General features: G+C 49.2%; 8 protein-coding genes. 2 read left to right on the top strand and 6 right to left on the bottom strand.

Going from position 1 to position 16,511, the window contains the following annotated elements; all coding sequences use genetic code 11:
- Positions 1–48: 48 nt before the first annotated feature.
- Positions 49–951: an AraC family transcriptional regulator gene (locus tag EIM92_RS11755; RefSeq protein WP_125082788.1), complete on the top strand. Its 903-nt coding sequence runs from the start codon at positions 49–51 to the stop codon at positions 949–951.
- On the opposite strand, the gene EIM92_RS11750 is transcribed toward EIM92_RS11755, so the two are convergent.
- The 3 genes from EIM92_RS11750 to EIM92_RS11740 form a co-directional block, all read right to left on the bottom strand.
- Positions 952–3,792: a glycoside hydrolase family 3 protein gene (locus EIM92_RS11750; protein WP_211344447.1), complete on the bottom strand. Its 2,841-nt coding sequence runs from the start codon at positions 3,790–3,792 to the stop codon at positions 952–954.
- 590 nt (positions 3,793–4,382) lie between these two features.
- The gene (locus EIM92_RS11745) at positions 4,383–5,933 is read right to left on the bottom strand and encodes a response regulator transcription factor (RefSeq protein WP_125082787.1); all 1,551 of its coding nucleotides are present in this window, start codon (positions 5,931–5,933) and stop codon (positions 4,383–4,385) included.
- Positions 5,934–6,187: 254 nt separating this feature from the next.
- The gene (locus EIM92_RS11740) at positions 6,188–8,164 is read right to left on the bottom strand and encodes a glycoside hydrolase family 127 protein (RefSeq protein ID WP_125082786.1); all 1,977 of its coding nucleotides are present in this window, start codon (positions 8,162–8,164) and stop codon (positions 6,188–6,190) included.
- A gap of 152 nt (positions 8,165–8,316) precedes the next feature.
- Here EIM92_RS11740 and EIM92_RS11735 point away from each other — a divergent pair, with 152 nt between their 5' ends.
- Complete coding sequence (locus EIM92_RS11735; RefSeq protein WP_125082785.1) at positions 8,317–9,210, top strand: helix-turn-helix domain-containing protein; 894 nt, start codon at positions 8,317–8,319, stop codon at positions 9,208–9,210.
- Positions 9,211–9,346: 136 nt separating this feature from the next.
- On the opposite strand, the gene EIM92_RS24740 is transcribed toward EIM92_RS11735, so the two are convergent.
- The 3 genes from EIM92_RS24740 to EIM92_RS11720 form a co-directional block, all read right to left on the bottom strand.
- Entirely contained in the window at positions 9,347–13,792 is a 4,446-nt protein-coding gene (locus tag EIM92_RS24740) for a LamG-like jellyroll fold domain-containing protein (protein ID WP_164515093.1), read from the bottom strand.
- A 159-nt stretch (positions 13,793–13,951) separates the two neighbouring features.
- Positions 13,952–15,439 (bottom strand): alpha-N-arabinofuranosidase, encoded by a 1,488-nt coding sequence (locus tag EIM92_RS11725; protein ID WP_125082783.1) that lies wholly within the window; start codon positions 15,437–15,439, stop codon positions 13,952–13,954.
- Between the two features lie 65 nt (positions 15,440–15,504).
- Positions 15,505–16,473 (bottom strand): glycoside hydrolase family 43 protein, encoded by a 969-nt coding sequence (locus EIM92_RS11720; protein ID WP_125082782.1) that lies wholly within the window; start codon positions 16,471–16,473, stop codon positions 15,505–15,507.
- Between the last annotated feature and the right edge of the window lie 38 nt (positions 16,474–16,511).

Here is a 16,511-nt window from a genome sequence, read left to right as displayed (position 1 = left end):
TAACATAATATGATGATTTTATAACACAAAATTGACGAGGTGAGAGAATTGGACAAAGCAATGCGTCGTTCTTTGAAGGAAAGTAAAATCCATGGCGACGAAAGATTGCCATTTGGCACCTATTGGTATCAATTTGGGCCAAGTGAGCACGTGGTCGATTGCCACTGGCACGAAGAAGCCGAATTCTTCTACTGCCTGGAGGGAGAGACACTGTTCCAGGTAGACACGGACTATTTCGTCGTGCGTGCCGGAGAAGCCGTATTTGTCGACGGAGGTGACATTCATGCCGCACACGCCCATGGTGACCAAGGCTGCTCTTTCTTCTCCTTTGTATTTGGAACGAATATGCTATCCAGCGCTAATTATGACGCTGTCCAGGAGAACTTAATTCTCCCTCTGCAAGAAAGAAGGGCCACGTTCCCCCGTCATATTACCGAGAAGCACGATTACGGTAAGTCCTTATTGCAGCATCTAACAACCATGATGCGCAGCTGCGAAGCGAGAACTCCCGGATATGAGGGTTCTGTCAAAGGGCATTTATACCTCATGCTTTCGGATCTGGCGGGCCGTGGCCAACTGTGCAACCGTGCAGCAAGCAGCAGCATTGACTCTTTCAAAATAGAGCGGTTAAAAAAAGTGATCCTGTACATCCAGCAAAACTACGACCAGCAAATACGTCTATCGGAATTAGCTGCGCTTATCCCCATGAGCGAAGGGCAGCTATGCCGTTTCTTTAAATCCATGACCCGGCAAACCCCGATGGATTACATTAACTCTTATCGGATTCGCCAAGCCGTCGAACTACTCAGGGAGCCTGACCGCAAAATATCCGACATTGCACTGGAGGTCGGCTACGACAATATCAGCTACTTCATCCGGGTATTCCGGAAGGCGATGAATTGCTCGCCTTCCGAATTCCGAAAAAGAATGCTCGAAGCGATCGGCAGTTAATTAAACGATACGGAACCAGCTTAATCGTACTTCCCCTAGAAGCTTCAAGTACAAATCCCGCCGTCCAGACACACCTTCAAGCGAGACAGATACTGTAGTCCATGCTTGCGTGCCTCCGGTCGGCAGCACCCGGCATGCAGCAGCAGTGCTTCCGTCCACTTTATCCATAACTATTTCAATTTCTCCACCTTTGATCGCCCCGGATACCCTTGCTTCAAAGACTTCTGCCTTGCTTCCGAATTCCACGTCATGGAATGCAATCCAGCCGTCGCCTTGCAAGCAGGCGACACTCTCCCCGCCCTCGCAGCATTCATCCACAAAGACGCCCTCATAATTATCGTAGTTAACCGCCCTCACCGGTACAGCGACCGTGCGTGGCGGAATGCGTTCCCCCTGAACCTCCAGCGATGTCTCCAGCACGATATCTCCCGCCGAACGTCCGATCATTAACGCATACGTTCCGCTTTCTACACAATAACGATCCCGTGTCACGTCCCAAAACGCCAGATCAGCACAGCGGAGCTCAAAGGCTACTGCTCTTTTCTCGCCTTTCGCGAGATGAATACGACGGAATCCGCTTAACGTTTTAAGCGGCCGTACTACCCGGGATTGACCTGCCCGAACGTAAAGCTGAACAACTTCATCGCCATCCATCTGCCCCACGTTATGAACATCAACCGATACCGTAACGGTATCGGCCGCGGATACGGCAGAAGCGCTTAATTTCAAATCACTATATGCAAACTCGCTATAGCTTAATCCGTGACCGAACGGATACAGTACTTCACCTTCGAAGTATTGATAGGTTCTTTTGCCTTTTATGATGTCATAATCCATGATGTCCGGCAGCTGGGAGACCGATTTATACCACGTCATATTAAGCCGTCCCGCCGGGTTGTAATCGCCAAACAGCACGTCCGCAACGGCACGTCCAAGCTCCTGGCCTGCATGCGAAGTAAATATTAGGGAAGGAACATGCTCCTTCTCCCAATTGACGGCAAACGGATAACTGCCCACGATAACTACGACCGTATTCGAGTTTGCGGCATGAACGGCTTGAATTAAAGCCTGCTGGGAATGTGGCAACGTAATGTCGGGACGATCGATCGTTTCTTTTCCATTAATAAATGGGCTATTGCCTACGAAAACAATCGCAGTATCTGCGGATTTTGCCGTAATCACAGCCTCCTCCAATCCGTTCTGCACTACTTCGACATAAAACCCAGCATAAGTTGACTGTTCTTCTCCAGCCACGGTCAGGCGTTGATTATCGTCCTCGATAATCGGCTTGCCTTCCCAAGATCTCATGATAAGCGCATCTTTCTCGCCTTTAGCAAAGCTGAATGCCTCTTTTACGAACCAGCCTCGAGCCTCCTCCGCGGATGCCGCAAGACCTCCGCCTTGTTCGTGATCGCGCTCAGTAACGAATTTCCCACTGCTCAGTGCGCGCAGTGTAAGATTGTCCCAGCCCCAGTCCGTGCACTCGAAAATTTCTGCTTCTTCCGCATTCCTGACGTTCGCTCTCAATTCTCCGCCGTCCGGAGCAATCGATATATAGCTACCAGTCTCTGCCGAGCGAAGACGAACACGGTTATTCCCCGTAGAGAAATGAACGGAGCTCGTTCCTACCTGTTCGATCACACCCTGCAGTGGCGTGATTTTGTATGGGGGCGTACCGCTGTACCAATCCGTATATGCCTCATTGGCAAGCGGACCAATAACCGCGATCGAATCCTTCTCCTTCGAAAGCGGCAGCAGACCCTCGTTCTTCAGCAGAACAATGGACTCCTGTGCCGCTCTTAGAGATAGAGCCGAATGCTCAGGGGCACAAAGCTTCGATTCCGGTACATTATAGTAAGGATTACGCTCTACTGGATCGAACTCTCCTAAACGGAATCGTACCCGAAACGTATTTCGCAGCGCATGATCCAGATCGGCTTCGCTCAGTAGCTGCTGCTCCAAGGCATCTCGAAGCGCTTGGAAAGAAATGTCCTGCTCATCGGTAATGCTGTCGATCCCTGCTTTCACCGAGCCGGCAACCGCCTCTGCATAAGATTGAACATAGCCATGATCCATTACTGTTCCAAGCACGTCTCCGGCATCCCCGACTACAAAGCCGTCCATGCCCCATTCGCCCTTTACGATGCCGTTGACTTCATGATTGAGATTGCAAGGTGTGCCGTTGACTCCGTTATACGCAGTCATCATGGAGCCCGCCCGCCCCTCACGAAACGGCGCTTCAAACGCTTTCAAATAATATTCACGCTTATTCCGCGGATCGATGCTGACCGAAGCGCTGCCGCGATCAATTTCATTATTGTTGCCATAAAAATGCTTCAAAGTAGCCACCGTCTTATAATAGAAAGGATGGTCTCCCTGCATTCCCTTGATAAGCTCCGTGGTCAAACGCCCAGTAAGATAGGGGTCTTCGCCATAAGCTTCTTCCGTTCTCCCCCATCTAGGATCACGCTCCATATCGACCGTCGGCGACCAAATCGTTAACCCGTTCATAGCTGGATCCCGCTGGTAATACACCCTCGCTTCATCTGCAATAACTTGCCCAATTTCATGCATAAGCTCAGGATTCCAGGTGCAGGCCAAGCCCGTATTCTGCGGAAATACAGTAGCTTCGCCAAGCCAGGCCACACCGTGAGCGCCCTCGGTGCCATGCTTATATTTTTTTACGCCAAGCCGGGGAATTTCTGCCTGATACTGACACATCAATTGAACTTTCTCTTCCAACGTAAATCGGGATACTAGATCATTTACCCGCTTCTCTAACGGCAAATCTGGATTCTGAAAAGGATACTGAATAAGTTGCTCCACGTTGAATGACCTCATTTCTGTATGATTTCAGTAATTGAAAGCGCTTTTAAATATGGGGATATTTGGCTCCTAGCTTCCCATACTGTCATCATAGCTTGCGTTATAGAGACTTCATACACGGAACATTAGTCAAGTTTTCATATAATAATCTTAGTTCGCCGCGAGTTCGTCGCGCTGCCACACGGGCTTCTGCTGAAAAAACAGCCTTATGCGCCAAACAGACTGACCAGACTAGCCACTGAATTTAATGGATTTCATGCATTTATTTTCAGTCCATATGTGCAGCTTCTCAAATTAGCTGTAAATACAGTATCTAAAACATAGCTTTTCAGCCTTAAAGATTCCTTATATTATTTCTAATTACAAGAAACCCAGTTAATTCCAAATTTAGCGACAGGCTATATCATTTTATTACAAGAAATCCAGTTAGTTAGGTACTAATATGTACTAAATAGCATGGACAAAAAAAGTCTTCCCAAGATACGCTTGGAAAGACGCAAAAGTAATATATTTTCGTTTTTGCTTGAAGCAAAACAAAAGAGAAGCTTGCTATTTCCCATTGTCAGTCTAGTTAGTTCCGCTCCGCTACCCTATCGCCGGGCTGATTATTCACTGCTTGCATGTCGGCGATATGCTGATGGAGATGTGCCTACATATTTTTTAAACTTTGAATGAAAATAGTCCACGTTCGTATATCCGACCTTCTCCGCGACTTGATAAACCTTAAGACCATCCTCAAGATAGGCTTTCGCTTTCTCAATTCGCACCTTGTCGAGATAGGTGTTGAAATACTCCCCTGTCTCATTCTTGAACAGTTTGCCCAAATACGCGCTATTGTAGTTTAGAACGCCCGACAGCGTCTCCAGTTTCAGATTATCACTGAAATTTCGCTCGATCAAGTCGAGCATGATCTTCACCTCGCGGTGCTTGTCATTCTCGCCTAAATGCGTCATCATCTGCTGCAGGAAGTCATCGGTCTTTTCGTAAAGGGCCTTTATGCTCCGCAGATGATAGATTTCTGTCAGCATGTCTGAATACTGTCTGCTTTGCTGCTGAAGTTCAGGATGCTGTTTAAAGCCCTTACTCATAATCGAGGTCAAAATCTCCACGAAACGGCGCTTAATATCGGCCTCCGTAAATCCTTCAGTAACCAAACTGCGCCCCGCTTGCCTCACCAGCGATTTCATCGCTTTCTTATTCCCGATATCAACAGCATAATAGATTTGATCACTCAGAGTTTCAGATGGGAAAACCTCGGAGCAATCCTCTTCATGCTCACTATACGCATCCTCCTCGCACAGCAGCTTCCCATCCTCAAGAAAAAAATGCAATTTTATCAGTTCGCGCGCGACGCCGTAAGAGTCGGCAATTTCGCCTAGCGAGCTAACCTTGGACCCGAGTGCTACGGTGAACTCAACTCCCATCTCTCCTACCGCAGTTTCGATAGAACGATATACCCCTTCTCTCTCAACAGCCAGAAGGGGTTCCTTCAACAGCACGCCAATTTGCCCATAGTGCTCGAACACCCAGCCCCGTTCCTGCTGTTCAAAGCTCTCAACTAACGACCTTCTTAGCAGATAAAGCACTGATTCCGTAAGCTCATCGTGTAAAGCGACAAGCAGTACCTGGTAGTTATTCCACAGAACTCCCAGCTCTTCCGCTCTCTCCTTCAATTGGCGGCGATCCTCCGATGTATGCTCCGTCTCCGTCAACAATAGCTGAATCAAAGCTTCTCTCGTCCATTCCTTAGCGGCATGCCGCCATTCTTCCGATGCTCGTTCACTCTCAATAGTCGTCCTAATTCCATGAAGGTATTCAACGAGTTCATCTTCATCGACGGGCTTCAGCAAATAACCGTCCGCACGTTGTGCTATAGCCTTCTTGGCATAATCAAAATCCGCGTATCCGCTTAAGATTAATATATGAAGCAAAGGATCCTGCTCTCTAAGCCGCTCAATGAGCTGCAGTCCGTCCATGCCCGGCATTCTAACATCAGCAATAACGAGCTCCGGCCGGCATGCGGCATACTTTTCCAGCGCTTCATTGCCATTAGCCGCTGTATCCACCACCCGGTAACCAAGTGTCCCCCAGTCGATGAACGTGCGAAGTCCCTCTCTCAGCTTCGGCTCATCATCCACAATCAGCACATCAATCATCCAGAACTCCCCCTCCGGATATAAATTAAGCAGAACCTAGATGCAGATCTCTATCAACACAAATAAACTGTCATATTACCATAACAGCCAAAGTTAAGCGTTTTCATTAATCATATACCCCATTCAAACTTCCTGCCTACATAATTCTGTTCATTTGTTGCACTATTTTGATATTTACTATTTTGTAAAAACAGTCCCATCCGTACTATTTGCGCGGATAGGACCGCCTAGCAATAGAAGGACAGCATACTTGGCTATAGCTTTTCTCTAACCCAAACACTCATTTCGCCCTCACCACGATTCGCCCAAGCATAATAGGGGATAAATGTCACTTTCTCTTCGCGGAGTGCCGTGGCCGACTCTGAGCTGTAAAGCCCGCCAGGCCAGCTTGCCGCATCCTCACGCAAGCCTTCCGCCATAATAACCACGATGCCGTCTAGCAGATCAGCTTCGTATTTCGTCTCCAACTTAGCCTCCGCTGGTAATATGAGTCCATGCAGGTTCGCGCCGTTATCGGCCTGCTCCAGGCAGTAGACGAGCGGCCCGCGCTGCAGTGCCACTTTGCCGGCATTTCCGCGAACCAAAGGATGGCTGCGCATACGCTCCACGGGCATATCCAGTGTCAGCTCCACGATGTCGCCCTGCTGCCAGATCCGGGCAACACGGACGTAGCCATTTTGAATCGTTTGGCCGTTCAGTGGATACGTCTCGTTATTAACTGACAAGCTCGCATTCTTGCACCAGCCCGGGATGCGCAGCGCAACTGCAAATTCACCAGGCTGCTCCGGATGAACCTCCAGCTTAATCCGTCCATCCCATGGATAATTGGAGCTTTGTTTTACTCGCACCGTGCTGCCGCCAACGCTTAGCTCGGCCTCACCGCTAATATACAAATGCGTATAAAGGGTGTCTCCTTGCACCATATAAATGTATTCCCCAAGCGAGGACAATAAGCGAGCTACATTCGGCGGGCAGCATGCACAGCCGAACCATTCCTGGCGCACGGGCTTAATGTGATCGAATTTATGGTTTGCTCCGCTGCAAGCCTTCGGATCGACCTCTTGCGGATTCACGTAGAAGAAGCGCTTGCCATCCCGTGACATTCCGGCCACGACCGTATTGTATAAGGCACGCTCAAGTACATCCGCATACTCGGCCTTCTGCGAAGTTCGCAGCATCCGGTGGGCAAAGAAAATCAGACCGATCGAGGCGCATGTCTCCGCATATGCAGTGTCATTGGGCAAATCATAATCAAACGAGAACGCTTCCCCTTGCGCCATCGAGCCGATAGCACCCGTAATGTACATTTGCCGCGAAACAATATTGTCCCATAACCGCTCGCAGGCTGCCAGAAGCGATTCATCTTTCGTCTCCGCGGCGATATCGACCATCCCCGTCAGCATATAGACCTCGCGCACAGCATGGCCGACCGCTTTCTCCTGCTCTCTGACCAGCGCGTGTGACTGGGTGTGTTCCAGATCAAACGCATGATCGATTCCTGTCCAATGACTCTCTCCTCCGCGTTCCAGCAGCTGCATCTCATAGAAGTTAGGCTTCTGGCCGCGCTGCTCTACAAAATATTGGGCCAGCCGCAAATAACGCTCGTTTCCGGTTGCGTGATAGAGCTTGACGAGAGCCAGTTTGATCTCCTGATGTCCATCGTAGCCCTGCAGCTTGCCCGGCTCCGTGCCAAAGACGGAGTCGATATGATCCGCTAAGCGGGATACAATGTCAAGCAGCTTTCTTTTTCCCGTTGCCCGGTAATAAGCCACCCCTGCCTCGATCATATGACCGGCACAATAGAGCTCATGGCATTCCGCCAAATTGCTCCATCTTCTCCCTGGCTCTTTAAGCGTATAGTAAGTATTAAGGTAACCGTCCTCCTGCTGGGCTTTGGCGATAATCTCGATCACTTCATCCGCCGTTCTCTCCAACTCGGGATCTGGCTGCGATTCCAGCAAATAGGATACGGCCTCCAGCCATTTGGCCACATCACTGTCCTGAAACACCATGCCATAAAATTCGCCTTCCTCTAATCCGGCGGCAATCTTGAAGTTACGAATAGCCCCGCTTGGCTCTGCAGCTTCGATCCGATCATTCAGCGCCTCCCACTGATAGGGAACTACAACGCTGCGCACCAGATTAATATAATAACTCCAAAAGTCGTCCTTAATCTTTATGTTATTCAGTGGCACCCTTGCGACATGCTCAAATTGAACCTGTTTGCTCATACTAAAGACTCCTCCCTTTTACAAAATATCATACTGACACCTTTGATTCTATCCGATATAATCAATAAATAATACGAATACAACCAACCTATTATTTATAATATTTCACACTAAACATACTCAAATTCGCTCAGTAAAAAAGGAGGTTTCACATGGTAAAAACAACGGAAATCGTCCATTTCCCCGCACCGCCAGCGCCTTATTATTTGGAATGCGGCTACACCGTATATGCTCCTGGCGATGAGCATCCAAATCGACGGAATATGGGAAAATTCGATCTCATAATGATGAAGTCCGGTACGCTGTTTATTGGCGAAGAGGACAAGAATTGGGCGCTAACCGCTGGGCAGTCCTTACTTCTGCTTCCCAATCGTTATCACTATTCCGTACAACCATGTGAGGAAGAGACCCATTTTTATTGGATTCATTTCCATTCCATATGCGCTTGGGCCGAGTCCTCTGCTGAGCAGCAAATGGTTCACGTTCCCCAGCCCGACGAACACTACCAGACATTCCTGACTTCTCCCTACAGCATCCAGCTGCCGAAAATGTGGGACATGCCTTATCCGGAAAGGGCTTATCAGCTTATGGAAAAGTTGCTGCAATCACCCGGCACCCGCCAATCAAGCGCCTTCTGGACACAGCAGCAGGCATTTGAGGAATTGCTGCGCATGATGGATTTGCGGCAGTTGGAGCAATACACCTCTCCGATCGTTGCCGTAGCTGAGAAGACAGAAGCCTTCATAAAGAACAATTACAAGGCGGAGCTAACGAGCAAGGATATGTCCGAAGCGCTGCATTATCATTACAACTACATTACGAGGTGCATGAAGCAAGTCTACGGGATGACACCCAATGATTATTTACAGCATTACCGCCTGGAGCAGGCCAAGCTATTGCTGCTGAAGACCGAATGGCCTATAGCGGAAATCGCCAAATATGTCGGCTTTAAGAGCACGCCCTATTTCTCTAATCGGTTCACCATCAAGAACGGCTGCTCTCCACTGCAGTTTCGCAAGCAATACTCCGTGGAGGCTAATAAGTAAGGAGCTAACCTGGTTAATAGCAACAACACTCCTCTTCCTTAGCAAAAATAATCACCTATTCTGCTGTCAAACGCACAAAAGGCTGACCCATTGCAGAGGCATATCTGCTTGTGGTCAGCCCATCTGTGTTATATACCTACTTGAAAGCCAGCGCCGCTACTTCATCCGCGGTAATCGCTCCTTTGTAGATATGGAGCTCATCGATCATGCCCTTGAACGGAGCATCCCACCAGTTCACGCCCAAGCTAAAGGTTCCCTGTTCATCCTGGAACACATCCGGGAAATCGCTACCCGTAAATTTCGCTGCTCCGTTCACGTACACGGTGATATTGCCCTTATTGACCGTGAATGCAAAATGCGTCCACTCTCTCGACATGGTTTGCACACCGGTTCCGGCATCATACCAGTCCGATCCCGACCATAGCATGGAACTGTTGTCAACGCCGTCATGGCCCTTCGGCTGAAAACTGATCCAGCTATCGCTGGTCTGGGCTCCAAAGAATGCTGGGGTATAGGCTTCGAGTTCCTCCCCATACACCCACATCGTTACCGAGTAGCTGTTGCTAGAAATCAACCCTTTCGGAAGAAGAACCCCCGAAGCGCCGTCGAAGACGGCTGCCTTTCCAGATACACCAGCTTCATAGCCAATTGCGCCACCCGCCGGAGAGCCAATTTTATCGCCAATGACCGTTCCTGCCCCGAAGCTGCCCGCCGTATCCAGCAGGTCGTCCTCGAAGGAGAATTTAGCCACTAGTTCAGGAGTATTTTCTTCCTGCTCAGGGTGATGCTCCTGCGACAGCTTGGTCACTAATTCGGCTGTAATCGGCACATTGTATATCCGTACCTCGTCCATCATGCCTTTGAATGGCACATCCCACCAATTTACGCCTAGGCCGAAGGCTCCATGTTCATCCGTAAATACATTCGGAAAGCCTGTACCTGAAAATTTCTGTACACCGTCTACATATACCTTTACTGCCCCGTTATCTACCGTGAAAGCTATATGATGCCATTCGTTGGCACGGATTCTTGATCCGGTCGTCGCATCGTACCAAGACTCGCCCGACCATAGCATCGTATTATTATCCCACGATTGCGGCACCAAGCTGATCCAGCTATTATCCGCTTTTCCGCCAAAGAAGCTGGTAGAGAACTGCGTATGCTGCTCGACATTCAACCACATGGATACCGAATATCGGTTGCTGGAAATCAATCCATCCGGCAGTTTAATGCCAGAATTTCCATCGAATACCGCAGCTTTGCCGGTAACCCCATCATCATAGGTTATTCTTCCGCCGGTATTATCGATCCGATTGCCCGTGACTGTGCCTAAGCAGAAATTGCCACTGGAGTCACTCAAATCCCCTTCAAAGGAGTACTGTGCCGCCAAGCCATACGCAGGGTCGATCGGTATCACCACGATGGAGAACGTCTTGGTTGCCGTGGCCGTCCCTTTCGTAATAGTAGCCGTAAGGGTAGCCGTTAAATCCAGCTCGCCAACCTCTGGCGGAGAGATAACGCCTTTATCGGTGATGACGGTCTCATCCGAAGTGTGCCATGTAATGGCCGTGCCTCGGGCGCCTTTTGTCGGAAGCGTCAAATGGGTCATTACCCGACTCGTATCGCCAAGATCCAGGGCGCTTTGCACAGCTGCTACGATTTGCTCATCCGTCATATCCGGCTGCCTGATGCCCCAAATGGTCTCTCCAGCAGTTGATATGGCGGTAAATACCATTGTTTCACGCTCCTGAGCCATATCCCATTGACGAATGAATACTCCGTCGTAACGAACTCCATCCACCGTAATTACGGCTTGATGCCCATGCTGTAACTCCCATGTTCCTGTAACATCACCTGTGATTGTCTGATCCTCGTTCAATTGGATGTTCACAGCACTTACGATCTTGCCGGAATACGCCAGTTCATGGTTCACGAATTTATATTCGCCAGCGATATCCATTGCATTCACAGTTTGAATCGTCTCTCCGCCATAACGCTCAGGAGCGACCACTAGCCAGCCGTCTTTATTCATAAACATTTGATGGACTCGAAGCTCATGGGCCTCGCCCCGCTGCGGAAAACGGGTATGGAACAGGAGGAAATACTTCCCTGTCTCCTCATCATAATATACCGAATTATGCCCCGGCGATGCATAGCCATATCCGATTCCTGTTCCCGGCTCCCCAACCAGTCGCTCAAACAGGAAATTGCCGATCATTTTAATCCCATAAGGAGCGTTATCCGTATTGCCTGGGAGAACCGCATTCTGGCCTGCGGCGTCCACATATGGACCGTCCGGCTCTGTCGATCTGAACAATCTCATATTGTAACCGCCATCTGCCCCTAGCCAGCCATAGGTCTCGTTCAAGAAATAATAGCCGGAATTCTCGTCGTAGATAATGTATGGCCCTTCACCTGATTTCGTATAACCACCCGCGATCTTGGTACCGAAATAGCGATCAATCAGTCTGCCATCCGCCGTCTTTCCATCCTGACCTGGATAGATTGCTTTACCCGTCTGCGGGTCTAGCTCAAGCACGAAAATACCGCCCGACCAGGAGCCGTACGTCATCCAAAGCCTGCCTTCATGGTCCGTGAACAATGTCGCATCGATCGCATTCGGATACATGCTGTTGTTGTAGGAGCCGTTGCTGTTAAACCAATTCGGGCTAATCTCTGCTAGGGTACCGTCATCAATAAGAGCTTGGATATTCGTATTGCTCCATTTCTTATTGACCTGGCTATCTGCGTCATAGGCCTCGTTTCTCGTGAAACCGGAATAAATGATTGTGTCCACATACTTATAAGGGCCTTCGATATTTTGGGATACCGCATAACCGATCGCTGAACGGATATACGTGGAGGACGCACTGTAATACATCATATAAGCGCCCGTAGTTCCATCCTCATTTACATATTGCTCATTCCAGAAGACATCCGGCGCCCAGACAGAAAAGCCGCCTTTACTGTCGGAATCATTCTCCCCCGCCCAAGCGAACGAGCCCGCTAAATTCGATGACAGATCACCGAAAATAACGTTATTCGGCGTGTCGTACCCATTCGTAAACCGAGTCCAGTTCATCAAATCGGTGGATTTGGCCGCCTCAATGTGAGAACCAAATACGTAATAGGTGTCCCCATCCTTGATGATCGACGGATCATGCACCGACACCTCGGTAAAGGTTGGCTTTGCCCCTGGGTCAGGGTTTGGAGAAGGGTTCGGTGATGGATTCGGGCTTGGCGATGGTCTTGAGCCCGATGACGAGCTAGAGCCTGCCCCCATTGAAGCGCTTATGCCTCCAGTACCAGATTTATCCTCCTCCTCGTCGCTGCGAACAAGTCTTTGGTCATCCGAATAGATCTTCCCTTTGCCTTTGACAGTAACGGTCTTATCTACATGGAAGACGACTTCTTCGATAACGCTGCCTTCCTCCACATTCAGTCCTGCCTGCTGACGAAGAACCAGTTTCTTGATCAGGCCTCTTAACAAACTAATATCCGTTCCAGATAACGAACGAACTTCAACCTCATCAAAATCTCCAGCGAGCTGAATCATCGAATTCATCGCTAAAGCTTCATCCAGGATCACTTGCATGAACCCTTTAGCCCCATCTACTAACGCCTCTTCCTCTAGCTTGACACTGGAGAGGGCAATAACCTGTTGAACCTTCGTATTTCCCTTCGCGGCCAATCGGATTTGACCGTTCCGCTTATTAACAATAATTTGACGAATTTCGGAATCTGTAAAAGTAATCGTGTTCTCCCCACCCCCGTGAACATACACATTGCCCTGTACCTTCACGTTGTTGAGCGTCACATCGCCCTCAGCAATTCCTTCCGTCAAATATAAATGACCTCGAATCGTCGCATCCTTCAATACAACGCCTGAACGATTAACTACCACATTCTGATAATTGCCGCTTGAATACAGGCCAGTCTGGTTAAGCACCTCGCCGGAGAGCTTGCTCAGCATAATCAACGCTTCGGCTCTCGTCATGGAATTGCTGCCTCTGAAGGTGTTATCGGGGTAACCGCTGACATACCCTTCGTTCAGCAGTGCTGCTACCGCCGCTTTGCTCCACGCAGGAAGCTCGCCCGCATCTTGAAGCTGCACTGAATCGGAGGCAGTTAACTTCAATTCAAAGGCTTTGGCGAGCACAACAGCCGCTTCTTGCCTGGTAATTAGGGCGCCGGGGCGAATCGTTCCGTCCTCATACCCGCTTAGATATCCAGATGAAACCGCTTTCTTAATTTCGGAATAATAAGGATCTCCTGAGCTTAGATCTGCAAATGATATCTCCTTCATTGCCGAAAACTGAAATACATTATTAATCAGAGCAACAAATTCGGCTCTCGTCATCGCCTGATTCGGCTTAAAAATCCCCTCGCCATAGCCGTGAACCAACCCTTTTTGTTGCCAAGTGGTAAAGGTCTGTTCGGCCCAATGGCCCTTGATGTCACTCATACTGCCTGCTCTGCCATCAGCAAGGACGGAGCTGCTATCATCAGCAAAGGCCGTGACGGGCATAAGCATAGCCACAGTCAACAGGATTGCCAACAGTCTGTTAAAAGAACGCTTCAAATGGATATCCCCCTCATTCATGTTTTTTAAAGCAAGCCTAATGATTGATGCTAACTGTAACAGTACACGCAGCTGACAAACCAAGAGAACCGGCAGCGCGTCAGAATATAAAATGCTCCTTCTCGCTGTCGGTTCTCGTTTGTTAAAATGAATATTTACTTACTCTACAGCAATCGTCACAACGGACATGGCCGGCAGCTTGATCGCCAGCTTATTGCCCTGTACGGCAGCCCCAGTAAATTCTGCCGGTTTGACGGTATCCGGCTGCTCAAAGGTATTGTGCGCGTTCATCTGGTCAGCCGTGATGATCGTTCCAGATACTTTCGCACCGGCAGCATCGATGCCGCGAAGCTCAAGGTCAAGCACGGCCTCCTGCCGATGATCGATATTGCACAGGCTGATATGAACTTTGCCAGCCGCATCTCTCGAAGCGGATACCGTCACTTGCGGCAGCTTCTCGCCATTGTATTCGTACTCGCCGAACGTCGAGTCGACAGCTAATAGCTCTGCATCCTGATGGACTTTGTACATATCAAATACATGATAGGTCGGCGTCAGAATCATTTTCTCGCCTTCCGTCAGGATCATCGCCTGCAATACGTTTACGGTCTGTGCAATATTCGTCATTTGCACACGGTCGCAATGATTGTGGAAAATGTTGAAATGCAAGCCTGCCACCAATGCATCCCGAATTGTGTTCTGCTGATACAGGAAGCCTGGATTCGTGCCCGGCTCAACATCAAACCAAGTACCCCACTCGTCAATGATCATGCCTACGCGTTTTTCCGGATCGTATTTATCCATGATCGTACTATGCTTGGTAATCAATTCGTCCATATGAAGAGCTTTTTTCATCGTGATGAACCACTCGTCCTCCGGGAAGTCGAGGGCCGATCCTTTGCCTAGCCAGAAATCTCCTGGGATTGTATAGTAGTGCAGGCTCAAGCCGTCCATGAGCCAGCCGGCGTTCTTCATTAACACTTCAGTCCAGTTGTAATCATCCACGTTCGCCCCGCCGGCGATTTTATAAATTTTGTTGTCCCCGTAATTCCGTACATAGGTCTGGTAACGGCGGTATAAATCAGCATAATATTCCGGTCGCATATTTCCGCCGCAGCCCCAGTTCTCATTCCCTACTCCAAAATACTTCAGCTTCCACGGCTCTTCCCGGCCATTCTCGCGTCTCCAGTTCGCCATCGGAGACTCGCCGTCAAAGGTCATGTATTCAACCCATTCCGACATCTCCTGAACCGTTCCGCTTCCGACATTACCGCAAATATACGGCTCGCATTCCAGCAATTCGCAGAGCAGCATGAACTCATGGGTGCCAAAATGATTATTCTCAACCACGCCGCCCCAGTGCGTATTTACCATGCGCTTGCGTTGTTCCCTCGGCCCAACGCCGTCCTTCCAATGATATTCATCAGCAAAACAGCCCCCCGGCCAACGCAGGACTGGAACCTTGATTTGCCTCAATGCTTCCAGAACGTCATTGCGAATGCCCTTTGTATTCGGGATAGGAGAATCCTCTCCTACCCAAATTCCCTCGTAAATACATCTGCCAAGATGCTCCGAGAAATGACCATAAATATTCTTATTAATGGTTCCTTTGCGAATATCCGCGTTGACGATCACATTGTTATTCACAGCGATGCCCTCCAGATTTAATTCTCATTATCCTTTAATCCACCCTCAGCAGAAACGGCAATCCGTTAGCGAGTACGCTGCGCATCCGGTACAGGCTCGCCGAAGTTCGGCGTCCCGTCTTCGTTCCAATGGAAAATTTGGGCGCGTGTATGCCGATTTGGATCATAGAGAGGATCACCCGTAATTTCCTTGTAATTGCGGGCGTGATAAACGATAACATCCTGCCCATCCTCCGTAACCGTGAAGCTGTTATGCCCTGGGCCGTATTGTCCATTCTCCTCATTCGTTTGAAAGACGGGAACCGGGGATTTCGACCAGGACTTCGGATTAAGCAGATCCGCATCCTCATCGGCGTACAAGAGACCCATGCAGTAATTGTGGTCCGTGGCGCTTGCTGAATAGCTCATGAAAATTTTCCCGTTACGCTTTAAGATGGCAGCCCCTTCGTTGACCTTGAAGCCAATGATTTCCCAATCATACTCCGGCGTAGAAATCATCGCCTGCTCCCCTGTCAGCGTCCATGGATTGCTCATTTTGGAAATGTACATATTCGAGTTGCCCTCTATTTCAGGATCCTTCTGAGCCCAGACATAGTACAAGTCTCCCCGGTGCTCGAACACCGTTGCGTCCAAAGCAAAAGATTCCCAGCGAGTACGAACCTGCCCTTTCTCCACCCAAGTCCCTTCGAGCGGGTTGGCAGAGCTGTTCTCAAGCACGTACATCCGGTGATCGAACAGTCCGTCCTTAGTCTCCGTCGTTCGCGCAGCAGCAAAGTAGATATACCATTTCCCTTGAATATAATGAATTTCTGGAGCCCAAATGTTGGCGCTAAGTGGTCCGGTGTCATATTTTCGCCAAGCGACTACAGGCTCTGCCTCCCCGAGACCTTGAATCGTTAAAGATCTGCGAATTTCGATACGATCGTATTCTGGGACGGATGCAGTAAAGTAGTAGTATCCGTCGCTATGTCGATAAACCCAAGGATCAGCTCTTTGCTCTACAATTGGATTCATAAATTCCTGATTTGTCTTCATTTCTGGTTTCTCCTTTTGGAATCATATTGTTAAGTCCA

It is taken from the genome of Paenibacillus lentus, assembly GCF_003931855.1.
Taxonomy (GTDB): domain Bacteria; phylum Bacillota; class Bacilli; order Paenibacillales; family Paenibacillaceae; genus Fontibacillus; species Fontibacillus lentus.
The sequence above is the reverse complement of the archived record's forward strand: the minus strand, read 5'-3'. Positions and strand labels throughout refer to the sequence as shown.

What these genes read in the sequence shown, in the direction of transcription:
- EIM92_RS11750 (WP_211344447.1), bottom strand. Translation starts at nt 3,792, where the DNA reads ATGAGGTCATTCAACGTGGAGCAACTTATTCAGTATCCTTTTCAGAAT.
- EIM92_RS11745 (WP_125082787.1), bottom strand. Translation starts at nt 5,933, where the DNA reads ATGATTGATGTGCTGATTGTGGATGATGAGCCGAAGCTGAGAGAGGGA.
- EIM92_RS11740 (WP_125082786.1), bottom strand. Translation starts at nt 8,164, where the DNA reads ATGAGCAAACAGGTTCAATTTGAGCATGTCGCAAGGGTGCCACTGAAT.
- EIM92_RS11735 (WP_125082785.1), top strand. Translation starts at nt 8,317, where the DNA reads ATGGTAAAAACAACGGAAATCGTCCATTTCCCCGCACCGCCAGCGCCT.
- EIM92_RS11720 (WP_125082782.1), bottom strand. Translation starts at nt 16,473, where the DNA reads ATGAAGACAAATCAGGAATTTATGAATCCAATTGTAGAGCAAAGAGCT.